This window comes from Gorillibacterium terrae, from assembly GCF_051594785.1.
In the GTDB taxonomy this organism is placed as follows: domain Bacteria; phylum Bacillota; class Bacilli; order Paenibacillales; family NBRC-103111; genus Gorillibacterium.
On the sequence record NZ_JBPPGI010000010.1, the window covers coordinates 19,804 to 42,517 of the forward strand.

General features: G+C 61.1%; 18 protein-coding genes and 1 riboswitch. Of the genes, 9 read left to right on the forward strand and 9 right to left on the reverse strand.

The genetic code is table 11. The features are described 5' to 3' along the window. The first annotated feature begins 72 nt into the window (after positions 1-72). The 3 genes from ACSEXS_RS21855 (at position 73) to ACSEXS_RS21865 (ending at position 2,270) form a co-directional block, all read left to right on the forward strand. Positions 73-576, forward strand: coding sequence for a GNAT family N-acetyltransferase (locus tag ACSEXS_RS21855; RefSeq protein ID WP_438435360.1), 504 nt, complete (start codon positions 73-75; stop codon positions 574-576). After that, the gene (locus ACSEXS_RS21860) at positions 545-1,549 is read left to right on the forward strand and encodes an oxidoreductase (protein ID WP_438435361.1); all 1,005 of its coding nucleotides are present in this window, start codon (positions 545-547) and stop codon (positions 1,547-1,549) included. The genes ACSEXS_RS21855 and ACSEXS_RS21860 overlap by 32 nt, the downstream gene beginning before the upstream one ends. Positions 1,550-1,634: 85 nt before the next feature. Next, a complete protein-coding gene (locus ACSEXS_RS21865; protein WP_438435362.1) occupies positions 1,635-2,270 on the forward strand; it encodes an O-methyltransferase in 636 nt (211 codons plus the stop codon). Positions 2,271-2,398: 128 nt separating this feature from the next. Here the strand turns inward: ACSEXS_RS21865 and ACSEXS_RS21870 are convergent, their stop codons facing one another. The 4 genes from ACSEXS_RS21870 to ACSEXS_RS21885 all read right to left on the reverse strand — a co-directional run bounded on the left by ACSEXS_RS21870 (position 2,399) and on the right by ACSEXS_RS21885 (position 8,465). Next, positions 2,399-3,151, reverse strand: a complete 753-nt coding sequence (locus ACSEXS_RS21870) for an SIMPL domain-containing protein (RefSeq protein ID WP_438435363.1) — start codon at positions 3,149-3,151, stop codon at positions 2,399-2,401. 351 nt (positions 3,152-3,502) lie between these two features. Beyond that, positions 3,503-4,702 (reverse strand): ArnT family glycosyltransferase, encoded by a 1,200-nt coding sequence (locus ACSEXS_RS21875; RefSeq protein ID WP_438435364.1) that lies wholly within the window; start codon positions 4,700-4,702, stop codon positions 3,503-3,505. 194 nt (positions 4,703-4,896) lie between these two features. Continuing rightward, positions 4,897-5,397: a hypothetical protein gene (locus ACSEXS_RS21880; RefSeq protein ID WP_438435365.1), complete on the reverse strand. Its 501-nt coding sequence runs from the start codon at positions 5,395-5,397 to the stop codon at positions 4,897-4,899. A 188-nt stretch (positions 5,398-5,585) separates the two neighbouring features. Next, positions 5,586-5,736, reverse strand: a riboswitch (cyclic di-AMP (ydaO/yuaA leader). 167 nt (positions 5,737-5,903) lie between these two features. Then, entirely contained in the window at positions 5,904-8,465 is a 2,562-nt protein-coding gene (locus tag ACSEXS_RS21885) for a U32 family peptidase (RefSeq protein WP_438435366.1), read from the reverse strand. Positions 8,466-8,724: 259 nt separating this feature from the next. Between ACSEXS_RS21885 and ACSEXS_RS21890 the strand changes: the two genes are divergently transcribed. Next, on the forward strand, positions 8,725-9,735 hold the full coding sequence (locus ACSEXS_RS21890) for a diacylglycerol/lipid kinase family protein (protein ID WP_438435367.1): 1,011 nt from the start codon (positions 8,725-8,727) through the stop codon (positions 9,733-9,735). A 107-nt stretch (positions 9,736-9,842) separates the two neighbouring features. On the opposite strand, the gene ACSEXS_RS21895 is transcribed toward ACSEXS_RS21890, so the two are convergent. Continuing rightward, the gene (locus ACSEXS_RS21895) at positions 9,843-10,325 is read right to left on the reverse strand and encodes a permease prefix domain 1-containing protein (protein WP_438435368.1); all 483 of its coding nucleotides are present in this window, start codon (positions 10,323-10,325) and stop codon (positions 9,843-9,845) included. After that, positions 10,318-10,644, reverse strand: coding sequence for a helix-turn-helix transcriptional regulator (locus ACSEXS_RS21900; RefSeq protein WP_438435369.1), 327 nt, complete (start codon positions 10,642-10,644; stop codon positions 10,318-10,320). Before ACSEXS_RS21900 ends, ACSEXS_RS21895 begins: the two co-directional genes overlap by 8 nt. 310 nt (positions 10,645-10,954) lie before the next feature. Between ACSEXS_RS21900 and ACSEXS_RS21905 the strand changes: the two genes are divergently transcribed. From ACSEXS_RS21905 to ACSEXS_RS21915, 3 genes are all read left to right on the forward strand, one after another. Continuing rightward, entirely contained in the window at positions 10,955-11,923 is a 969-nt protein-coding gene (locus ACSEXS_RS21905) for a sugar phosphate isomerase/epimerase family protein (RefSeq protein WP_438435370.1), read from the forward strand. Positions 11,924-12,194: 271 nt separating this feature from the next. Then, positions 12,195-12,521 carry a hypothetical protein gene (locus ACSEXS_RS21910; protein ID WP_438435371.1) on the forward strand — a complete coding sequence of 109 codons (327 nt, stop codon included), beginning with the start codon at positions 12,195-12,197 and terminating at the stop codon, positions 12,519-12,521. A 256-nt stretch (positions 12,522-12,777) separates the two neighbouring features. Next, a complete protein-coding gene (locus tag ACSEXS_RS21915; protein ID WP_438435372.1) occupies positions 12,778-14,400 on the forward strand; it encodes a nitrite/sulfite reductase in 1,623 nt (540 codons plus the stop codon). 367 nt (positions 14,401-14,767) lie between these two features. On the opposite strand, the gene uvrA is transcribed toward ACSEXS_RS21915, so the two are convergent. Further along, complete coding sequence (gene uvrA / locus ACSEXS_RS21920; RefSeq protein ID WP_438435373.1) at positions 14,768-17,731, reverse strand: excinuclease ABC subunit UvrA; 2,964 nt, start codon at positions 17,729-17,731, stop codon at positions 14,768-14,770. Positions 17,732-18,004: 273 nt separating this feature from the next. Beyond that, on the reverse strand, positions 18,005-20,005 hold the full coding sequence (uvrB, locus tag ACSEXS_RS21925) for an excinuclease ABC subunit UvrB (protein WP_438435374.1): 2,001 nt from the start codon (positions 20,003-20,005) through the stop codon (positions 18,005-18,007). Between the two features lie 195 nt (positions 20,006-20,200). Here uvrB and ACSEXS_RS21930 point away from each other — a divergent pair, with 195 nt between their 5' ends. Together ACSEXS_RS21930 and ACSEXS_RS21935 are read left to right on the forward strand one after the other, a co-directional pair. Further along, complete coding sequence (locus ACSEXS_RS21930; RefSeq protein WP_438435375.1) at positions 20,201-20,998, forward strand: flagellar motor protein; 798 nt, start codon at positions 20,201-20,203, stop codon at positions 20,996-20,998. After that, positions 20,982-21,755, forward strand: coding sequence for a flagellar motor protein MotB (locus tag ACSEXS_RS21935; RefSeq protein WP_438435376.1), 774 nt, complete (start codon positions 20,982-20,984; stop codon positions 21,753-21,755). Before ACSEXS_RS21930 ends, ACSEXS_RS21935 begins: the two co-directional genes overlap by 17 nt. 569 nt (positions 21,756-22,324) lie before the next feature. On the opposite strand, the gene ACSEXS_RS21940 is transcribed toward ACSEXS_RS21935, so the two are convergent. Beyond that, positions 22,325-22,708 carry a hypothetical protein gene (locus ACSEXS_RS21940; RefSeq protein ID WP_438435377.1) on the reverse strand — a complete coding sequence of 128 codons (384 nt, stop codon included), beginning with the start codon at positions 22,706-22,708 and terminating at the stop codon, positions 22,325-22,327. Between the last annotated feature and the right edge of the window lie 6 nt (positions 22,709-22,714).

Below are 22,714 nucleotides of genomic sequence, written 5' to 3' on the forward strand. Positions count from 1 at the left end.
CAGGCTAACATGCGGTCGACGCCGGACGAAAGCGCTAAGGAGACGGGATTTGTCCAGAGAGGGGGCAAGGATATGCTGATATGGGAAAAGACAGGGCCCGCCAATCTTTTGCGCGAGCTGGCCCTGCGCAACACCGATTCGTTCTACAACCGCGTGGCGGAGGGCAAAGAGACGCTCGCTCCCGCGGATATCGAGGCCGACCGGTCCGAGGCGGAAAAGCTCGGCGCGGAGCGCTTCCTGCTGCTTCGGAACGGCGAGGATGTCGGAGTAATCGACTACCTCGACCGCAATCCGGCCGACGGCTATGCCTGGCTCGGCTTTCTCTTCATCGCGGAACCCTGCCGCAAACAGGGGCTCGCGCAGGAAGCGCTGACCGGCTATGCCGCCCGAATGAAGGAGCGCGGCCTGCGGGTCTGCCGCCTGGGCGTCGTCGAAGGCAACGCCCCCGGACGCCGGTTCTGGGAGGCGCGGGGCTTTGCTTTCCTCGACCGGAAGGCGAACACGAACGGAACGCCGGTGGATGTCTACGAGAGGATGATCGACGATGATTTTGTTTCAAGCGCTGACAGTCGATAAGACGGCGGACGGCTTCACCCGGGAGATCCGGACCTGGCGGACGGAGGACCTGCCGCAAGGCGAGCTCCTGATCCGCGTCAGCCATTCCAGCCTGAACTACAAGGATGGGCTGGCCGGCAAGGAGGACGGCAAGATCGTCGGCCGGTATCCGTTCATTCCCGGCATCGACCTGGCCGGGACAGTGGCGGAATCGGCGGACCCCGCCTTCGCCCCCGGCGACCCGGTGCTCGTCACCGGCTACGGCCTCGGCGTCTCGCATTTCGGCGGCCTCGCCGAATACGCGCGCGTGCCTGCGGCGTGGGCGGTGCCGCTGCCGGCCGGGCTCACGTCCGCCGAGGCGATGGCTTACGGCACCGCCGGCTTCACCGCGGCGCTCTGCGTGAGCCGCCTGCTCGGCCATGGGCTCGCCCCGGCCGACGGGCCGGTGCTCGTCACCGGCGCGAGCGGCGGCGTCGGCAGCGTCGCCGTGGCGCTGCTCGCGCGGCTCGGCTTCACGGTCGCCGCCGCCACCGGCAAGCCGGAGGCCGAAGAGCGGCTGCGCCGGCTCGGGGCCTCCGAGATTCTGCCGCGGGAAGAGCTGCTTCCCGCGAAACCTCGTCCCCTCGCCCACGAGCGTTGGGCGGGGGTCGTGGATGGCGTGGGCGGCCCGGTGCTCGCCCACGCGCTCGCCTCGCTGCGGTACGGCGGAGCCGCCGCGGCATGCGGGCTGACCGGAGGCGGGAACCTGCCCGCCACGGTGTATCCCTTCATCCTGCGCGGCGTCACCCTCTACGGCATCGACTCCGTCGAATGCCCGATGGACGAGCGCCGGCGCGTGTGGGACCGGCTCGCGGCCGATTGGCGGCCGGAGACGCTGCCGCTCCTCTACCGCGAAATCTCCCTCGCCGAGGTTCCCGCCGCGATGGACGCCCTCCTCCGCGGCGAAGGGCAGGGCCGGCTCGTCGTCGACCTGAGCCGCTCCTTCGCCGGTTAAGGAAAAACCGGGCGTACGGTCGCGGCGGCATCCGCTCAGACTTGACCCTACGCCCGCCAAGAAGCAAATGCGAGGTGATTTAAGTATGGAATCCGTCCAAGCCTATATCATGGAGTTTGTCCGGGAGGACCATCCCCGACTGCGGACCATTCGCGAAGAAGAACAGCGCCGCAACGATATCCAGCCGAGTATCGGCCCGGAGGTGGGCCGGCTCCTCGGTCTGTTGATCCGGCTCACCGGAGCGACACGAGTCCTGGAGTTGGGCACCTGCCTCGGGTATTCCACCGTCTGGTTGGCCGAAGCCTTGAAAGAGACCGGTGGCCATGCAATATCCATCGAATGGAACGAGAAGCTGTACAAGACAACCTTGGCCAACCTGGCTGCCGCCGGTCTGGCCGATTGCGCCGACGTCCGGCTGGCGGATGCCCGGGAGGCGGTCCGAACGCTGTCCGGTCCATTCGATCTGATTCTGCAGGATGCCGACAAGCGCCTGTACCCGGAGCTGCTGGAGGACTGCATCCGTTTGCTTCGTCCCGGAGGGCTGCTGATCGCCGATGACGCCTTGTTCAAGCCGATGGGCATAGCGGCGCCATTCAGCGATCCGGTGGATGCCTACAACCGGCGGGTGTTCCAAGATCCCCGCCTGTACACCACCCTGCTGCCCATCGGCGATGGAGTCGCCGTCAGCCTGAAGCTTCAGGAGCGACGGCTCCAGGAGTAAGCGTGCCACCGCAGCAGGCCTGTCACCGCCACAGGCCTGTACGCAAAAAAGAGTCCTTCGCAGCAACGGCGCGAAGGACTCTTTCCCTGTTGTCGCCCGCCCGGACGGGGCGGAGCGAGCACGTTCCATTAATTCAGTTCATACGTGACCGTCACGAGCGCGGTCACGTCGACTTGCCCGGCCTGGACGCTGGTTCCGGCGGCGTCGGCAGTAGCGGCGGCAGCCTTCATGGCCCCTTCGTAGAACACCGGACGGCTTCCGGTATCCTGCTGGATAACCGTGGTGACCTGACCGAGGCTGCGCTTCGCAGCCTTGGCGATCGCCGAGGCCTTCACGCCCGCGTTCGCCATCGCTTTTTCCAGCGCCTGCGCTTCGAACGCCGCAGGGTCTTCCACCGAGAAGCTGGCGTTGCCGATGTTGTTCGCTCCGGCATTGGAGACATCGTCGAGCAGCGCGCCGACCTTATCCAGATCGCGGTAAGCCACCTTCAAGGTATGGGTCGCGTTGTAGCCCTTGACCTGCTGGCCTTCCTTTTCGCTGTAGCTGTAATTCGGCTGGACCGTGAACTGGACCGTCTGGATGTCCTTGTCGGCGATTTTCCATTGATCCTTAAGCACCGCCGTCACCTTCTTCATCTTGGCCGCATTCGCCTGCTGTGCCGCCTGCGCCGTGGCCGCCGTCGTGTCGACGCCGATGGTCAGATAGACAATGTCCGGCTTCACGGACAGCTCACCGTTCCCCGTTACCTGAATCACGTTCTTCTGCGCCTCCTCTGCGTGCGCCTTCTCAGGGGCCTTAAGCGCCCCGCTCAGTCCCATGCCGCCCAGAATCAAACTGCTGGCCAGGAGCGCCGCTCCCACCGTTTTTGCCCAACCCTTCATCTCATTCATCCTCCTCAAGTAAGGGATTCTATCGAATCGTACCCTCTAGACGAGAAATTCTGGAAAAGGTTGCAGGGCGGCGAAGCCTATGAAAAAGATTTTACCCAATCCTTGAACCCGAGAATCGATCAACTAGGTTTGCCCGGCAATCGCCATTGTCCAACCCCATAATCCGGGCCACTGCCGGTTTGTTTAGCCTTAGCTTCCCCTGTTCGGTAACCAAATGGAAATCGTCGGCACCCATTTCCTTGATGGAGAACGGCCCGTTGATGGAGTGTATTCCATTGGTCCTCCGATCTATTCGAGGAATCAAGCGCTTCAGGAATTCATGGACGGAGATCACCTACGCGCTCAAAACCGGTATTCGCTCGGATAGCCGTAGCCCCGGGGCTCTTCCCCGCGAAGCCGGTTCCACAACAGCGACACCGCCCAGCCGAAGCCGAGCATCAGGAAGGCATACAGCGGATAAGCGTACCGCGCCACCGGGATGAAGGCGAGCTGGATGACCGTGAGCAGCAGCAGACCGGCCGCCAGGAACCGCAGCGGGCGGCTGCGGAAGCTGAGGAGCGCGAGCCAGCCGACCCAGGCGAAGATCAGATGAAACACCGTGAACAGATCGGCGAGCGGACCGGGCAGCGTCAGACGCGGCGTCTTAAACAGCACCATGAATTTGCCGACGGTAAACCAGCGAATCCACAGCCACGGATCGTCCTTCAGGCCCTGCTTCAGCCGCTCCAGCCCTTCCTTGAATTGATCGCCCTTCTGCGCCTCGTTCCAATCGATCGTCCCCTTGAAATACGGGTCGGTGCCCGCAAGGAAGGGATTGCCCATGCCTCCCTTGGCGGTCAGCACGAATTCATGCAGCGTGACGGCGTTGCGGAGCCACCACGGCAGCATGACGACGGCGAAGGCTGCGATAGCGGCCAGAATTTCCCGGGTATACAAGCGCCGGTCGCGAACCCAGAGGAACACGTACGGAATGACAGCAAGCGGCAGCACCTGGGGCCGGATCAGCACGGTCAGGGCGACCAGCGCGCCCGCGACGACATGGTCGCGCGGACGATTCTCTTCCACGACCAGCCACTGGGCGTACAGCATGCCGAGGAATGCCGTCAGGAACAGCGTCTCCGTCGTAATGAGCTGCGGCGACCAGATATACGTCGGGTAAAAGGCCGCGACGGCGGCGGCGACGAGCCCGGCCCGCCGGCTCCACAGCCGGGTGCCGAGAGCATAGAACAGGAAGACGGCCCCTGCTCCGACGGCGCACTGCAGATAGCGGACGGTATTCTCGACCGCGTTTAGACGGTCCGTTCCGACGATCCCTGCCACGGCCGCCACAAACAGCGGGTAGCCGGGCGTTACCCGGGCGTTGGGCTCGTCTTCGTTATAGGCATATACTCCCTTGTCCACCAGGCGGACGGCCTGCTCCAAATAATTCTTCTCATCATGCGACAGCTTGCCGCCGTCCGTCGTCACGGCGTAAGCCAGCCGCAGGGCGAAGGCGGCCGCGATCAGCAGGATGAGAGCGATTCGATAGCGTCTAGTTCTCAAGGAAATCGGTTCCTTTCGCAGAAGAGTCAGCTTCTCCATTTGATTACAGAATAGCATGTCCGTATGCGAGTCGGCCAGCCTTTGCCCGATCCTTCGGGTGTCCGTAGGCAGGCATGCCAAAAAGGCACCCTGTCCCGTAGGGGGGATGGGGTGCCCGTGTGTCGAGGCTTGGCAGGAAGCGGCATTAACCGGCGTTAGACGCCCGTCACGCCCTGCAGCAGGTACGTGACTTCGCCGCTGCGCGAGTAGATGACCGACTTGGCGCCGAGGCAGCGATAGATCGGACGGGGGATGCTGTTCTGGGAGATGACGTAGACCGGCCCCTCGGTCCAGGTGCTGCACAGCTTCAGGTAGCGGCAGGTCAGGTTCAGGCTGTCCTCGAACAGCACGACCATGCGCGGCGGATCGCCGGCCACGGCTGCGAGGTCCGTCACCTTGGTGTCCACCTGAACAAAATCCTGTACGCCCAGCTTCGCCAGGCGCTCCTTCTGATCGGGGTGGTTGATCAGGACGGCGAAGGGGATTTTCTTATACTTCAGCATGCGGATGAATTGCTCCCCGGCGGGGCCAGGCGCGGAGACGATCACCCGTCTCGCCGCGTCGGGGCCTTCCTCCCGCTCGGCGGAGCTTCCCTCTGTCCGGCCGGCTTCCCGGCCGTCCCGGTTCGCTGCGGTTGTGGCAGTCGCTTGACTCATGGCTGGATTCCTCCCGGTTGATCCGAACCGGCGCGCGGGCGCCGGTTCGGATCGAATTGAACGTGTTCGTACAGCACCGGCAGCCTTTTATGCACAACAAAAAAGAAGCCGGGGAAAGAGACTCTTTCCCGCGGCTTCTCCTTATCAAGTCCCTGGACGGGACGATCGGATCGGCGTGCGCGTTCAAACAAGCCCCTCTCGAGACGCTTGCGAGGTTAGCTGTCGGATTCGGACGTGAGAGTCGCCCTACCGCCGGTATTCACCGGCGGATTCACCCCTGCGGCGCATGCGCCGCCTCGGTTCCCCCGTTCCCTGTTCGGGATTCAGCGTGTGTCGTAATCACGAAACGTATCATACTCCCGCCGGGCTTTCCTGTAAAGCCCGGCCTCAAGGGGCTTAAGCCCTCTCCGGGGAATGCGGGGGTTGAAAAACGCTTTCTTCCCGTCCGCTCTTCGCCGGGCTGGCGCTAGGTCGGCAGCGCTCCGTTTTGCGTCGTTTGCGCCCGCTTATCTGACGAGCTGGCCGCGCGTGACGCCGAGCTGGTTGGTCGCCTTCAGGGTTTTCCAGACCTGCGTGCCGGGAATCGTCCCGGCGAGCGCCTGCCGGTACAAGCCGAGCACCTCGCGCACCTTCTCTGGCGTCTCCTCCAGGAACTCGACCCGGAAGCGGCGGACGCCGAGCGCGCGGAACTGCGGCAGATACTCCGCTCCGGACTGCTCGATGGCGTTGTAGACGGTGTTGCGGCAGCCTTCGTCCACCCGGACGGGATGCGACATGCCGATCCGGTCGCGCAGCGAAGCGCGGTGGCTCTCGCACGGCCGTCCGCAGTTGGTGTAATCCGTGCCCTCGCTCATGAAGGTGCAGTAGACGCAGTGCTCGGTATGGTACATCGGCAGATGCTGATGAAGCACCAGCTCCGTGCGCGAAGCGTCGGTCCGCTCCAGGAGGTCCAGCATCTGCTGGATGTTCAGGTCATAGGAAGGCGTAATGCGGCTGAGGCCCGCCTCCAGGAACAGCGCCGCCGTCTTGTGATTGGCGACGTTGAGCGAAAAGTCACCGATCAGCTCGGGGTGAGCCGCACCGGGATGAAGCTGCCGCTCGCGCATAAAGTAGTACAAAGCGCCGGTGTTGCGCACGAGCACCGCATCCGGCCGAAGCCGGAGGATGTGCTGGAAGAAGCCGGTCTCGCCGGGCATGTGAATGCGCGGCGTCGCGAGCGCGATCCGGGCGCCCGCCGCCCGCACGGCTTCCACCGCCGCCGGGAATTGCTTGATGAATTCGAAGTCGGCGTACAGGAACTCCGCTTCGGCGGCCAGAGCGGCGTGCACCTGCTCCAGCGTGCGGCAGAGCACCGTCAGCTCGGGCTTAGGCGCGGCGGTTTGTGCCAGGCCAGCCGTTTCGTTCGCCGCCGGTTGCCGGAGAGCTTGCTCCGGGCGGAAGTCATCTTCGGCGCAGGACGCGAGCACCTCGGCTTGGCTGCGCAGCGTGTAGACGGGCGGCTGCTCGCGCGCGGCCGTCAAGACTTCGACTGCTTCGCGGCGGATGCGGTTCAGCTCGCGGACCGGCACGATCAGCTCGTCCGTCAGGACGGCATCGAGCTCCGCCAGCTCGAACAGGGTGCCGCCGAGACGGCCGAACTGCTCGGCGAGCACCGCCTCGTCGAGCGGACGCTTCAGCGCCTGCTCCAGCAGCGCTTCGGACTCGGCCTGTACGGTCGTGCCTGTGGCCAGATCGGTCCACCAGGTCTTGAGCGGCGCTCCCAGCACAGCCAGCGCCTTGACCTTAACCGGGAAGGTCCGATAGGGCTTATCGGTCTCGAAGGTCTGGCGCAGCCGCTTGTCGAGCTGCGGATCGTTGGTCTTCCAGACGCGATCGCCGACATGAATCCGGCCGAGGGCGACGTCATTCCGGCCCGGAACGATCTCGATCAAGCCTCCGGGCGCTTCGCCCTCCAGCTTGACGCCCTTGCGGCGCAGGTCGTAGACCCGCCCGCCCTCTTCCTTCTGCGTCGGGTCGCCGGCGTCGAAGACGATGCCGTCGCCGCGCTTCAGCGGCGCTTCCAGCTCGCAGAGGACGGCGTCCCTGAGCACTTCCTTGACGCGGCCGAGGTACACCCCGCGGCTCTTCGGGAACGTGCCCTCGACCAGCGTTTTGTTGTTCGTCCCCTTCAGGAAGCCGTAGGTGAAGCCGCGCGAGAAGCTCTGCTGCAGCTCGCGCAGCTCTTCGGCCGACGGCGCGGCGTCCTCTCCGGCAAAATGGCGGTCGATGGCCGCCCGATACTTGGCGGTCACGTTGGCCACGTACTCGGGGCTCTTCATCCGCCCCTCGATCTTGAAGGACGTCACGCCCGCTTCAATCAGCTCCGGCACAAGCTCGATCGCCGCCAGGTCCTTCGGCGACAGCAGGTAGGTGATGTCGCCCATCGGTTGATGCACGCCGTCGACCATGAGGTCGTAGGGGAGGCGGCAGGCCTGGGCGCATTCGCCGCGGTTGGCCGAGCGTCCGCCCCACATCTCCGAGGTCAGGCACTGACCGGAATACGAGACGCAGATGGCCCCGTGGACGAAAATTTCCATCGGCTGCTTGGCGTGCTCGCCGATCGTGCGAATCTGCTTCAGGTTGTTCTCGCGCCCGAGCACAACCCGCTCGATGTTGTACGGCTTCGTGAACTCCACCGCCTCCGGCGAGGTGATCGTCATCTGGGTCGAGCCGTGAATGGGGAAATCCGGCGAAATCTCGCGGATCAGCCGCACGAGGCCGAGGTCCTGCACGATGACGGCGTCCACGCCCGCTTCGACGCAGGCGCGGATCAGGCCGCGCGCCTCATCCAATTCGTTCTCAAAGATCAATATGTTGACGGTAAGAAATCCCTTCACCCCGTAACGGTGCAGGAACGCCATGATCTCCGGCAGCTCCTCGGCGCGAAAATTGTTCGCACGCGCCCGGGCGTTGAATTTCTCCACTCCGAAATAGACCGCGTCCGCCCCGTTCGCCACTGCCGCCCGCAGACAATCCCAGTCTCCGGCGGGGGACAGCAGCTCGATATCCTCCTTGCGTATGGTTCCCATGCTTCCTCCTGTCGGCGCCGGTCTTCGTCGAACGGCGCCATATCCTTCTAGTCTACCGGAAATGCCGGGCTTTTTCCATCCGGACGGTGAAGGGAATCACATCCTGCGCCCGGCTGCCTTATTCGGCAAAAGTCCCCGGAGCATCCTCGGTTTCTCCGCAGGTCTAGCCCGGTTCCCTTCCAAAAAACAACGATGCCGTTCGAAGCAAAATGTGAGATAATTAACATCAAAGTTTGAGAGACGGAAGAAGGCGATGCGCATGATCGGGTTTGTGATCAATCCCGTATCCGGGAACGGACGGGGGACCAAGGTCTGGCAGCGGGTCGAACAGGAGCTGACCCGACGCGGCATTCCGCATGAAGCCCGGTTTACCGCGGGAGCGGGCGATGCGGAGCGGCTCGCCCGCGAGCTGGCCCTGAGCGGCAGGATTCGCACCATCGCCGCCGTGGGCGGAGACGGCACCTTGAAGGAAGCGGCCGCCGGACTGATGGCGTCGGGACCGCTGCCGTCCGCTAAGGAGATGCACGGCCCGATACCGCCCGAGGGCTGCTCGCTCGGGTACATCCCGGCGGGCTCAGGGAACGATTTTGCCCGCAGCACCGGCATTCCCAAGGACCCGATTGCGGCGCTCGACCTGCTGCTCGCAGCGGTGCCGGAAGGCAGCCCCGTCCAGCTGGACCTGCTTCAGTTGGGCGGTACGATCGCCGTCAGCTCGATCAGCTTCGGCTTCGACGCGCAGGTGGCGATCACGACCAACGGGGCCTCCTACAAGCGCTGGCTCAACCTCATCGGAGCGGGCAAGCTCGCATATGTGTTCTCCGTCATCCGCGTCCTCTTCACCTACCGGCCGCAAGCCGTCACCCTGCGCGTGGACGGCCGAGAGAGCCGGTTCGAGCGGGTGTGGCTGGTCGCCGTGAGCAATCTTCCTTACTACGGCGGCGGCTTCCGCATCAATCCGGACGCCGAGGGCACCGACGGCCTCGCCTCGGTGTGCGTCGCCTTCGGGATTAGCCGCTGGAAGCTTCTCCGCCTGTTCCCGCTCGTGCTCTCCGGCAAGCATGTCGGGCAGCCTGCCGTTCGTTTCTTTACCGGCAAGCGAATCGAGCTTTTGCCGGAGAGACCCTTGGCCGTGCAGGCGGACGGCGACCCGGTCCGGGAGGAGCGGCTTCGCGTCGAAGTGATTCCCGGCCCGCTGCCGGCGATCCTTCCATGCACCGCCCGCTCCCGTTCCGATTCCCGGCCGGAGTGTCCCATTGACGAACCGGCTTGACCGGAGGGGCCGGCGGCGCGATTCTCTTTTCGATCATTATGAAACAAACGGGGCCATACCAAGTAGGCACTCCTCCCTTGGCACAGCCCCGTTTTCCCATTCGGTTCCTATTCTTTGTACTTCATTCCGTTTCCGAACAAGGCCGTAAACTCGCGGTTATCCTCCAGCGGTTCGTACTTGCTCCCCAGCATATCCATGCGAGTGCCGAACCCGAGGCCGCCCAGCATGGCCCCTCCGAGCAAGACCGGCAGAAGCAGCGGGAACGAAAAGCTCACATGGGGAAAAACCAGATACACCGCAAGCGGATAGAGGAGCAAGAGACTGAGGCCCGCGAGCAACTGAATCGGCTTCCTCCTCCCGCCTCGATGGTGCATTCGGCGAATGTGGCGCTTCAGCTCCCGCATCGGCCCAAGCGTCTGCACCGCCGCTTGAAAAGCTTCGTTCTCCGACATTCCCTCCCGAAGATAATCTTCCATGGCTTCCTGCAAATGCGCCTCGAGCTCCTTACGCAGCTCCAGCAGCCGGGGACCGCACGGATACGGCAGCAAGCGATTCAGAAAACCGTCGATCGGACTCGGTTGGTTAAGCATGTCCCAGCACACTCCCCATGGATTTGGTGAACAGCTTCCATTCCTCTTCCTTGCTCCTCAGCTCTCCTCTGCCGTTCGGCGTAATGTCGTAATACTTCCGCTTGCGCCCGTTCACTTCCGTCCATTCGCTCTGAATCAAGCCGTCCTCTTCGAGCTTGTACAGCGCCGGATACAGCGTCCCATCTTTATACGACAGCACGTTGTCGCTGCGCTCCTGAATGAGCTTGGAGATCTGGTATCCGTACAAGCGGCCTTCCCGATGGAGCAGGGAAAGGATCAGCAGCGCCGTGCTTCCCTTAACGATTTCGCGGTCGATCATCCGGCTTTCGCCCCCTTCTGCATAGCTAGACTGTCTAAGTATCAGTATACCAAGATATTCTAGGTATGAACAGCCCTTTCTCGACCGAACCGCTTAGGGACAAGTAACTCAAAGTTATTTAGGAAGGCTTAGGTCGCCCCCCGGATGTCAGGCTTCGATAATGGGGAATAGCCAATAGCAGCGGCATGCCGCTTCCGAATATAAAGTGCCGTTATTTAGGGTGCGTTCCCTGTATTTCGGATGCCCGCTTGTTTTATTCCACGATGTGGTATACTCTTGCCGAAAGCCGATATTTTTTGGAGGTGCCACGATGAAACTGGGAGTATTCAATCCCCTCTTCAACCAAAAATCATTCGAGGAGATGCTCGACATCCTTGCGGCCAAAGGTCTTCAGGCCGTTGAGATCGGAACCGGGGGATATCCCGGAAACAGCCATTGCGACCTGGACGGGCTGCTCGCCGACGAAGGCAAGCGCAAGGCGTACCAGGCGCAGCTCGACTCGCGCGGCATTATCGTAAGCGCGTTCAGCTGCCACAGCAACCCGCTCCACCCGCAAAAAGCCATCGCCAAAGAAGCGGACGAGCTGATCCGCAAAACCATCGACCTCGCCCAGCTCATGGGCGTGCCGGTCGTCAACACCTTCTCCGGCTGTCCCGGGGATCACGAGGATGCCAAGTATCCGAACTGGCCGGTTGCTCCTTGGCCGAACGATTACCAGGAGATTCTCGACTGGCAATGGGAATACAAGGTCATTCCGTATTGGAAAGAAATCAACCAATACGCCACCGAGCGCGGCATCAAGATCGGCCTGGAGCTGCACGGCGGCTTCTCCGTTCATACGCCCGCCACGCTGCTGCGCCTGCGCGAGGCGACCGGCGAAGCCATCGGCGCCAACCTCGACCCGAGCCACATGTGGTGGCAGGGGATCGATCCGGTCCAAGCCGTGCTGATCCTCGGCAAGGCCGGAGCGCTGCACCACTTCCATGCCAAAGACGCGTCGCTTGATCCGAACAACATCAACCGGTACGGCGTGACCGACATGCAGCCCTATACGAACATGCTCGACCGCGCTTGGCAGTTCCGCTCCGTCGGCTTCGGCCACGACCTGAAGGTCTGGGCCGATCTGATGAGCGCGCTTCGGCTCGTCGACTACGACTATGTCGTCAGCATCGAGCACGAGGACGGGCTGATGTCCGTGGACGAAGGCTTCTCCAAAGCCGTCGCCAACCTTCAGCAGGTGCTCATCACCGAGCCGCTCGGCGAAATGTGGTGGGTCTAAGCCTTCTCCGGCTTTCCTTCGTTGTGTCTATATAGCAGCAGAATACACCTTTCCGTTAAGCGCATTATTCCCTCGGGACAGGGAAGCGCTGACGGAAGGGTGTTTTTTCGTTTCCTGCCCTCGCCGGGTCAGGGAACCGAAAAGGCGGGCAGACTCCCGTTGCGGCTGCGCAATTTTACCTAGTCTACATATGGCGTTAACTCGGCGCTGATGGTTTCCCGGTAGGATGGGAAGACTGGTAGAGAGAGTCCACTCGGAAAGGGAGACTGCCATGATGAAGAACGCCGCCCGGACGCTGCTCCTGTCGATCCTCGGCAGTAGCCTGCTCCTGTCCGCCTGCTCGGAACGTCAGCATCCCGCAGGACGAGGTCCTGCTGCCCTCTCTTCTTCCTCCTTCGCGCACACCTCGCTGCGGGAAAACGATTCACCGGAATCGCTTCGCAAGCTGGCGCACGACCAAGCGGCCGCTGCGGTCGGACAGCCCCGGACGGGCCTGGATCAAAAAGCGGCCAATCCGGATTACCCGATCGAGGCGCCGACCTTCCCCGCTCCCTCTGTCTCTCTGCCGCCTGTAGAGAAGACAGCGCTCGGCCGATAATTCATGAATCTTAGCCATTTGAAAGGCTGTCCCGGCGGGAAGAACCCGTTCGCGAGACGGCCTTTTTTGCGTGCATTCGGATTTTGGCTAAGCTGCATGGCTCTTTATAAGATTCTGCTCCACGCACTATAAGGAATCGTTATGGCTTCATCCGTTTACGGGCAAGGACACATGTGTTACGATACGCTTAATCATATTGTTTTTGTCGGAATTAACACCCCCCGATTCTCGCGACTGCGCTCAAGGAGGTTTCTCTATGGCCTATGAAGCCATCTGGGCGGATGATCCGTCCAAGCTGAACAAGATGGAACTGCTCAAGCTGGAAAAGGACGGCCTGGATATCATCCGTTCCATCATCGAGACCCATGCAGCCGGCGGCTACGCGTCCATCCCGGAGGACGACCTGAGCCGCTTCAAATGGGCCGGCGTCTATGAGCAAAAGCCGAAGGACGGCCATTTCATGATGCGCGTGCGCATCAACGGCGGCCGGATGACCAGCTCCCAGGCGAAGGCGCTCGCTTCCATCGCCCGCGATTACGGCCGCGAGCTGGTCGATGTGACCACCCGCCAAGCGATCCAATTCCACTGGCTGCGGGTGGAGAACCTGCCTGATATCTTCAAGCGGCTGGAAAGCGTCGGCCTCTACTCCTTCGAGGCTTGCGGCGATTGCCCGCGGACTATCGTCGGCAACCCGCTGGCCGGGATCGACAAGGATGAGCTCCTGGACACCACCGCGCTCGTGGAGGAGGTCAACGACTTCTTCCTGCTGAACCGCGATTTCTCCAACCTGCCGCGCAAGTACAAGATGTCCATCTCCGGCAGCTTCTACAACACCGCCCACGCCGAGATCAACGATCTGGCCTTCACTCCGGCGGTCAAGGACATCGACGGCCGGGAGGTGCCGGGCTTCCATGTCTGGGTGGGCGGCGGCCTGTCGGCGAAGCCTTATCTGGCCCAACAACTGGATGTCTTTGCCCGCCCCGAAGACGTGCGGCCCATTGCCGCAGCGGTCGCGACGCTGTTCCGCGATCACGGCTACCGCGAGAAGCGCCATCATGCCCGGCTGAAATTCCTCGTTGCCGATTGGGGACCGGATAAGTTCCGGGAAGAGCTGCTCAAGCTGACCGGCGAGCTGCCAACCCGGGGAACGGACAAGATCATCGGCTGGAACGGCGCCTACTTCGACGGCGTGCATCCCCAGAAGCAGAGCGGCCTGAGCTACGTCGGACTAAACGTGCCGGTCGGCCGCTTGTCGGCTTCCGAGCTGACGGAGCTCGCCCGGCTGTCCGAGGAATACGGCGACTCCGAGCTGCGCACGACCATGTCGCAGAATATCCTGCTCACCGGCGTTCCGCATGAGAAGGTCGAGGCCCTGCTGGCGGAGTCGGTCCTGGAACGGCTCACTCCGTTCCCGAAGCGGTTCACCAGCCGGACGGTCTCCTGCACCGGCAACGAGTTCTGCAACCTCGCCATCGTCGAGACCAAAGAGCGCGCCCGCCGGGTGGCCGAGTACCTCGACCGGGAGATCGAGCTTGATGAAGAGGTGCGCATCCACTTCGTCGGCTGCCCGAACAACTGCGGCCAGAAGTACATCGCCGATATCGGCTTACAGGGTGCGCTGGTCAAGACCGAAGCGGGCATGACGGATGCGTTCGACATTTCCATCGGCGGCATTCTCGGACCGGGCGCCCGGCTGGTCACTCCCCTGAAGGGACGGATCAAGGGCGACGACGTCGGTCCGGTGCTCAAGCACTTGATCGAGTTCTACCGACAGAACCGCGAGGCCGGAGAAAGCTTCCACCGCTTTGTCCACCGCGCAGGCGTTCTCGCGTTTCAGGAGCAGCTCGACGAGGCGGCCCGGCTGGTCAGCGCAGGCTGAGCGGACTCCTCTGTCTCAACTGCGTGACCGTTCACGGTCAGGGTTGCAACCAGGAGAAGAAGCTAGACGGCACCACACTCTCCACGATGCGGCCTGCCGCCGCAGTTCAAAAAAGCCTGCCGATCGCTGGATCGGCAGGCTTTTTGCTGGTTCGGGGGAATTGGCTATACCATGAGCTAAGCTTGGTTGGGGTGAACGGCTAAGCCATGTGTTGAGCTTTTGTTGGGATCTTGCTGGACTTATACGGAGCTGGGCTTGGTGAAGGCTTTGCGAGTTTATGCTTAATTTGGTCAGTTGGATAAAGAGAAGGGACTCCTTGGCCCTACGGCCCTTTGGAGTCCCCCTTGATTTTTATTCGGCCGGACGATTAAGCCAGCGCGTCCTTGCGCTCCTCCGCCGACTCGCTTTCGTCTTCCGATCGGCTCGCCTTGGCCGCTTTGGCCTTTGCGCCTTTCCCGCGCTTGCCGTCGGCAGGCTTCTCGCCGAACAGTTCGGCGGTCCGCTTGCGGTCCCGTTCCAGAACCGGTTTCAGGTAGCGGCCGGTGTACGAATCGGGGTTCTCGCAGATCTGCTCCGGCGTCCCTGCCGCGATGATCGTGCCACCCTTGTGGCCCCCTTCGGGTCCCAGGTCGATCAGGTAGTCGGCGGTCTTGATCACGTCGAGGTTGTGCTCGATGACGAGCACGGTCTCGCCGCTGTCCACCAAGCGCTGAAGCACGACCAGCAGCCGGTCGATATCGTCGACATGCAGGCCGGTCGTCGGCTCGTCGAGGATATAGAACGACTTGCCGGTGTTGCGCCGGTACAGCTCCGCCGCCAGCTTGACCCGCTGGGCTTCACCGCCCGACATGGTGGTCGCGGCCTGACCCATTTTCATATAGCCCAGGCCCACGTCAAGCAGAGTCTTCAGCTTGCGGTGAATGCGCGGGATATTCTCAAAGAAGTGCGTGGCGTCTTCGATGGTCATGTCCAGCACTTCGGCGATGTTCTTGCCTTTGTAGTGGATTTCCAGCGTCTCGCGGTTGTAGCGCCGCCCTTTGCAGACCTCGCAGGGCACATAGACGTCGGGCAGGAAGTGCATCTCGATCTTGATGATCCCGTCGCCCTTGCAGGCTTCGCAGCGCCCTCCCTTGACGTTGAAGCTGAAGCGGCCCTTCTTGTAGCCGCGAATCTTGGCTTCGGTGGTCGTCGAGAACAGGTCGCGGATATCGTCGAACACGCCCGTATAGGTCGCCGGGTTTGAACGCGGCGTCCGTCCGATCGGGGATTGGTCGATGTCGATGACCTTCTCGACCTGCTCCAGACCGAGGAACTCCTTGTGCTGGCCGGGACGGACCCGGGCCCGGTTCAGATCGCGGGCCATCGTCTTGTAGATGATCTCGTTGACCAGGGTGCTCTTGCCGGAGCCGGATACGCCGGTGACACAGGCGAACACGCCGAGCGGAATCTTCACACTCAGGTTCTTCAGGTTATTTTCCTTGGCCCCACGGACCTCCAGCCATTCCTCTCGCGGTTTGCGGCGAGAGGTCGGAACCGGAATCAGCTTCTTGCCGCTCAGGTATTGGCCTGTGATGGAGTCCGGGTTCGCCATGATCTCCTGCGGCGTTCCCTTGGCGATGACGTGGCCACCGTGAATGCCTGCTCCCGGGCCGATGTCGATGATGTAATCGGCCGCCAGCATGGTGTCCTCGTCATGCTCGACGACGATGAGCGTATTACCGAGGTCGCGCATGCGCTTCAGCGTCCCGATCAGCCGGTCATTGTCGCGCTGGTGCAGCCCGATGCTCGGCTCGTCGAGGATGTACAGAACGCCCATCAGGCTGGAGCCGACCTGAGTCGCCAGCCGGATGCGCTGCGCCTCGCCGCCGGAGAGCGTGCCTGCCGCCCGGCTGAGCGTCAGGTAGTCGAGGCCGACGTTCACGAGGAAGCCGAGGCGCTCCTTGATCTCCTTGAGAATCAGGTTGGCGATCGCCTGCTCCTTGGCATTCAGCGTCAGGCCGTCGAAGAAGGTATGCGCGTCGCCGACCGCGAGGTCGGTGACATAGGAGATATTCTGCTCGCCGACGGTGACCGCCAGCACCTCCGGCTTCAGCCGCTTGCCCTTGCAGGTCTCGCAAGGCTTGCCGGCCATGTACGCTTCAATGTACTCGCGAATGCCGTCCGAGGCGGTATCGCGGTAACGGCGCTCGAGGTTGGTCACGATGCCCTCGAACGATACCCAGGCCTCGCGGCTCTGCCCGAAGTCGTTCTCGTAGCGGAAGTGAACGCGTTCCGTTCCGGTTCCGTACAGGAGCTTCTCCATCAGCTCCTTGGGCAGCTCGGAGACCGGAACGTTCGTCGGGATCTTGAAATGCTTGCAGACCGCAGCCAGGTACTGCGGGTAATAATTGGACGTTCCGCCCGCCCAGGCTTCGAACGCTCCTTGTTCGATCGACTTGCTTCCGTCGGGCACGAGCAGCTCGGGATCGACGATCATCTTGCTGCCCAGGCCGTCGCAATCGGGGCAGGCCCCGAACGGGCTGTTGAAGGAGAACATCCGGGGAGACAGTTCGTCCATGCTGAAGCCGCAGATCGGGCAGGCGAGGTTCTGGCTGAACAGCAGCTCCTCATGCTCCATCACGTCGACCAGCACGCGGCCCTCGGCCAGCTTCAGCGCCGTTTCCAGCGAATCGGCCAAGCGCGCCGCGACGTCGTCCTTGACGACGATCCGGTCGATCACCACTTCGATCGTATGCTTCTTGTTCTTCTCCAGCTCGATGGTCTCGGACAGCTCGCGGAGCTCCCCGTTGACCCGCACGCGGACATAGCCCTGCTTGCGGATATCTTCCAGCAGCTTCACATGCTCGCCCTTGCGCCCGGAGACCAGCGGAGCCATAATCTGCAGCCGGGTCCGCTCGGGGTACTCGAGAATCCGGTCGACCATCTGCTCGACCGTCTGCGAAGTGATCTCGATGCCGTGAACCGGGCAATGAGGGTGGCCGATGCGCGCGAACAGGAGCCGCAGGTAATCGTAAATCTCCGTCACCGTGCCGACCGTGGATCGCGGGTTACGGCTTGTCGTCTTTTGGTCGATGGAGATGGCCGGAGACAGTCCCTCAATGGAGTCGACGTCCGGCTTATCCATCTGCCCGAGGAACTGCCGGGCATAAGCGGACAGCGACTCCACATAGCGCCGCTGTCCTTCCGCATAGATCGTATCGAACGCGAGCGACGACTTGCCGGAGCCGCTGAGTCCCGTCAGCACCACGAATTTGTCCCGGGGAATCGTGACGTCGATATTCTTCAGATTGTGGGCCCGGGCCCCTTTGATCACAATATTGTCGATGGCCACTCTCTCACACCCTTTTTATCTAGTAAGCTGTCCTTCCAAGCCATGGCCACGGGGCTACCGCTCTTCGTCCCGATAGACGCAGCCGCGCCGTCCGAACCCTCGCTTTGAAGCTTATGAATACGCGGCTCGCCCCGCACGGCGGCCTGTCCCTTACGGAACGGCCGCCGTGCGGGTTAACCGCGCTCGTCCTCTATTCCTTATCCTCGGTTATCCTCATCTTCGGCAGATTCCCGCCCGGCGATACGCCGTCTTCCCCGAAGGCGCGGCGTCTCGTCAATCCTGCGCCTTCAGCTCGAGGACCGCATCTCGCAGCTCCGCGGCGCGCTCGAACTGCAGGTTCTTCGCCGCTTCCTTCATTTCTTTCTCCAGCCGCTCGATCACGGCCGCCCGGTCGCGCTTGGACAGCTTGCCGCCTTCCTTCACGCCGGTGAGGTAATCCGACTTCTGCTCGGCTACCTTCGTCGCTTCGATCACGTCGCGGACCCGCTTCTGGATCGTCGTCGGGGTAATGCCGTGCTTCTCGTTGAATTCGATCTGGATCGCGCGGCGGCGAGCCGTCTCGCGGATCGCCTTGTCCATCGAGTCGGTGATCTTGTCGCCGTACATGATGACCTTACCCTCGGAGTTGCGAGCCGCCCGGCCGATGGTCTGGATGAGCGAACGCTCCGCGCGCAGGAAGCCTTCCTTGTCGGCGTCCAGAATGGCGACGAGCGATACCTCCGGCAGGTCAAGCCCTTCCCGGAGCAGGTTGATGCCGATCAGGACGTGGAACGTGCCGAGCCGGAGGTCGCGCAGAATCTGCATCCGCTCCAGCGTCTTGATGTCGGAGTGGAGGTAGCGTACCTTGATGCCGATCTCCTTGAGGTAATCGGTCAGGTCCTCCGCCATCTTCTTCGTCAGCGTCGTCACCAGCACGCGCTCGTCCTTGGCGATTCGGTCGTGAATCTCGCCGATCAGGTCGTCGATCTGTCCCTTGGTCGGGCGAACGTCGATCTCGGGGTCGAGCAGCCCGGTCGGGCGGATGATCTGCTCAACCATCGTCGGGCAGTGCTCGATCTCGTACGGTCCCGGCGTAGCCGATACATAGATGATCTGTTCGAACTTCTGCTCGAACTCCTCGAAGCGCAGCGGCCGGTTATCGAGCGCCGACGGCAGCCGAAAGCCGTGCTCGACCAACACTTCCTTGCGGGCGCGGTCGCCGTTGTACATGCCGCGGATCTGCGGCAGCGTCACATGCGATTCGTCGACCACGACGAGCAGGTCGTCGGGGAAGTAATCGAACAGCGTGTACGGGGTCGCTCCCCGCTCGCGGAAGGTCAGCGGTCCGGAATAGTTCTCGATGCCGGAGCAGAAGCCCATCTCCAGCATCATCTCGATGTCGTAGCGGGTCCGCTGCTCGAGCCGCTGCGCTTCCAGCAGCTTGCCCTGGCCGCGCAGCTCCTCCAGCCGTTCCTCCAGCTCGCGCTCGATATTGACGACCGCCCGCTTCATCGAATCCTCGGCGGTCACGAAGTGCGACGCCGGGAAGATGGCGATATGGTCGCGCTCGCCGATGATCTCGCCCGTCAGCACGTCGATCTCGGTAATCCGCTCGATCTCGTCGCCGAACAGCTCGACCCGCACCGCATGCTCGCTGTGCGACGCCGGGAAAATCTCGACGACATCGCCGCGGACCCGGAACGTGCCGCGCACGAAGTTGATGTCGTTGCGCTGGTATTGGATGTCGACCAGCCGGTGGAGAATCTCGTTCCTCGGCTTCTCCATGCCGACACGCAGCGACATGACCAAATCCCGGTACTCCATCGGAGAACCGAGACCGTAGATGCAGGAGACGCTCGCCACGATGATGACGTCGCGCCGCTCGAACAGCGCGCTCGTCGCCGAGTGGCGCAGCTTGTCGATCTCCTCGTTGACGCTGGAATCCTTCTCGATATAGGTATCCGAGGACGCAATATACGCCTCGGGCTGATAGTAATCGTAGTAGCTGACGAAGTAATCGACCGAGTTGTTCGGAAAAAATTCCTTGAATTCGCTCGCAAGCTGGGCCGCCAATGTCTTGTTGTGGGCGATGACCAGCGTCGGACGGTTCAACTGGGCGATGGTCTGGGCGATGGTAAAGGTCTTGCCCGTTCCGGTCGCGCCGAGCAGGGTCTGATGCCGCTTGCCCGCCTTCACGCCCTCGACCAGCTCGGTGATCGCCCTCGGCTGATCCCCTTGCGGAGAATAGTCCGACTGCAGCTCGAACGGCCTGTTGCTCATGACAATTTCGCTCATGGTCCTCGTCGTCACCTGCCCCTTTGCGCAAATGCTCTAAATTTTATCGCTTCCGGTTCCGATATAGTGTAAGACGAGCTTTATCGGAAAATAGGAATACACGTTCGTTTATTATACCTTTTTTCCACCTGTGTTGCAATCTTTGGAAGCATCTTACACAGGCTGCATCCTACCTCAGAACTGGAGTGGACGTTCGTGGACATTACGACAATTATCGGTATTCTGCTCGGCTTTATCTCCCTGATCGCAGGGTTTGCGCTCGAAGGGGGGCACCTGGCTTCCCTCTGGATCTACACGGCGGCCATCATCGTATTCGGCGGCACCTTCGGCGCGGTCATCATCAGCTTTCCGCTCTCCAGCCTGAAGGACTTGCCCGCCGCTTTCGGAATGGCCTTCAAGGAAAGCAAGCGCAACCCCGCCCAGATCATCGATGAAATTGTCGACATGGCCACGATCGCCCGCCGCGAAGGCGTCCTCGCCTTGGAACAGCGCGCGCAGGATCACCCGAACCCGTTTCTCCGCGAAGGGCTCCTGATGGTGGTCGACGGTACGGACCCCGACCTCACCCGGCAGATCATGGAGCTGGAGATGGATGCGCTGGAGGACAAATACGAAGGGTATGCCAAAATGTTCGATTCGGCCGGCGGCTACGCACCCACGATCGGCATCATCGGCACGGTGCTCGGCCTGATCCACGTGCTCGGGAACCTGGAGGACCCCGACACGCTCGGACCGAAGATCGCCGTCGCCTTTACGGCTACGCTGTACGGCGTGGCGAGCGCCAACCTGATCTATTTGCCGATCGGAACCAAGATCAAGAACCGCAGCAAAGCCCTCGTCTCCGACATGGAGCTGATGCTGGAAGGCATCCTGGCCCTGCAGGCCGGCGAGAACCCGCAGCTCATCAAGAAGAAGCTGACCTCCTTCCTGCACGACAAGAATGGCCGAAAGAACACGGAAGCGGGTGCCGATGCCAATGGCGAGGAGAAATAAGAAGAAGCACGCCGAGCACGAAAGCAACGAACGCTGGCTCGTTACCTATTCGGACTTAATCACGCTCTTGCTGGTATTCTTCGTCGTCATGTACTCGATGAGCAAGGTGGACATGGACAAATACAGCCAGTTGGCCCAATCCCTTCAATTTACGTTCAGCAAGTCGGACTCCATGATCGCGAAGAACGGAGCCGGCGGCGGCGTCCTCGGCGTCATCAACCCGCCGAACAACGAGGCCGACAACAAGCAGGACAATAAAGAGGAAGACCAATCCGGCGCCCAGACGGAGGCCGACAAAAAACGCAAGGAGCAGGAGCTGCAAGGGCTCCTGAAGATCATTACCCAATATATCGAAGACAATAAGCTTCAGGCCACCGTCTCCGCCGTCGACACCGACCGCGGCATCGCCGTTACCCTGAAGGATTACTTCCTGTTCGACCTCGGCAAGGCCGAACTGAAGTCCGGCGCCTATCCGATCCTGGACAAGATGGCGAGCCTCTTCCCGAGCCTGCACGCCAAGATCAGCGTGGAGGGCCACACGGACAGTCTGCCGATCAGCGGCGGCGGCCTCTACCAGGACAACTGGCGGCTGTCGTCGGAGCGTTCGCTCTCCGTCGTTCGCTACTTCGAGAAGAAGGGCCTGTCCCGCGACCTCTTCCGCTCCGTGGCTTATGCCGACACGGAACCGATCGCGAAGAACGACACCGAAGCCAATCGGCAGAAGAACCGCCGCGTGGAGATTGTCGTGCTGCGGTAATCCTAACTGTGAATCGAAAGCGAGAGTGCCAGGGGCGTTCCCCCGGCACTCTCGCTTTTTACATATCTGAGTAAGCACTTCAACTATCAGGATCAGCTTTCGTAAAGACTCAAATCAAGGAAAATATGGTTCTTTCTTTAGTAAGATCCCTATGTGTCATATAAACCTTAACCAGTCTTATTTCATTACCACCCTCTCTTGATTTTGTTCAGCCATGCGGTGGCTTTGAGATTGCAAAGGTAGTTATCCGAACGAGCCTTCCTGTTATATTCTGCCGTCATGCTCTTTCAAGCTAACAATCGAGGTAAATCACTGTAGAACAAAATAAATTAGCACTCACTCAAAGTGGGCGTCCTAAGTTTCCCAAAGTTGCGGTAAGCCATTACAAACGAAAAATCCGTGAGCATTAGTTGGAGCTTTTCAATGAAGGATACGTTAAAAAATACTTAAACAAGAACGGTTAGTTCGCATTGTGGCATTCATTGATTAATGATGAGTTCATTCAGCAATGCCCCCCAAACGAAAAAGAAACCTTGAAAGGCACGAAGCCAATCAAGGTTTTGGAATAGTTAACTATCTTGAAGTATTCTTTTCTCCTCCTCCTTTAAATCTTGATAAGCAATTTGATCATCATTATAATAATCCTCCCAGAAATTACTCCTAGCCCACTTTTCAGGAAGTAGTGAAAATGATCCATCTAGTTCTCTAAATAATATCCAATTCGAAGAAATTCCTGCGTTAGTTATTTCGAACAGTTTAGCCGGAAAAGGGAGAATGAAACTATCGTCACCTCTAATTCTGTATAACATAAAGTCTCCAATTGACTGACTAAAAGGAGATTCAACACTGTTATAAAACTCAATCGCTAATACAGTGTATTCCTGGTTTATTCTTAGGCTTTCATATTCCCCTTCTTTTAGCAACTTCTTCCTACTTTTACAACGAACTTTCAAATGACT

Excerpts from the sequence above, each read along its gene's own strand:
- ACSEXS_RS21885 (WP_438435366.1), bottom strand. The coding sequence starts at position 8,465 with ATGGGAACCATACGCAAGGAGGATATCGAGCTGCTGTCCCCCGCCGGA.
- ACSEXS_RS21860 (WP_438435361.1), top strand. The coding sequence starts at position 545 with ATGATTTTGTTTCAAGCGCTGACAGTCGATAAGACGGCGGACGGCTTC.
- ACSEXS_RS21890 (WP_438435367.1), top strand. The coding sequence starts at position 8,725 with ATGATCGGGTTTGTGATCAATCCCGTATCCGGGAACGGACGGGGGACC.
- ACSEXS_RS21900 (WP_438435369.1), bottom strand. The coding sequence starts at position 10,644 with ATGATCGACCGCGAAATCGTTAAGGGAAGCACGGCGCTGCTGATCCTT.
- ACSEXS_RS21905 (WP_438435370.1), top strand. The coding sequence starts at position 10,955 with ATGAAACTGGGAGTATTCAATCCCCTCTTCAACCAAAAATCATTCGAG.
- ACSEXS_RS21935 (WP_438435376.1), top strand. The coding sequence starts at position 20,982 with ATGGCGAGGAGAAATAAGAAGAAGCACGCCGAGCACGAAAGCAACGAA.
- ACSEXS_RS21915 (WP_438435372.1), top strand. The coding sequence starts at position 12,778 with ATGGCCTATGAAGCCATCTGGGCGGATGATCCGTCCAAGCTGAACAAG.
- ACSEXS_RS21855 (WP_438435360.1), top strand. The coding sequence starts at position 73 with ATGCTGATATGGGAAAAGACAGGGCCCGCCAATCTTTTGCGCGAGCTG.
- ACSEXS_RS21865 (WP_438435362.1), top strand. The coding sequence starts at position 1,635 with ATGGAATCCGTCCAAGCCTATATCATGGAGTTTGTCCGGGAGGACCAT.
- ACSEXS_RS21880 (WP_438435365.1), bottom strand. The coding sequence starts at position 5,397 with ATGAGTCAAGCGACTGCCACAACCGCAGCGAACCGGGACGGCCGGGAA.
- ACSEXS_RS21870 (WP_438435363.1), bottom strand. The coding sequence starts at position 3,151 with ATGAAGGGTTGGGCAAAAACGGTGGGAGCGGCGCTCCTGGCCAGCAGT.
- ACSEXS_RS21895 (WP_438435368.1), bottom strand. The coding sequence starts at position 10,325 with ATGCTTAACCAACCGAGTCCGATCGACGGTTTTCTGAATCGCTTGCTG.
- ACSEXS_RS21910 (WP_438435371.1), top strand. The coding sequence starts at position 12,195 with ATGATGAAGAACGCCGCCCGGACGCTGCTCCTGTCGATCCTCGGCAGT.
- uvrB (WP_438435374.1), bottom strand. The coding sequence starts at position 20,005 with ATGAGCGAAATTGTCATGAGCAACAGGCCGTTCGAGCTGCAGTCGGAC.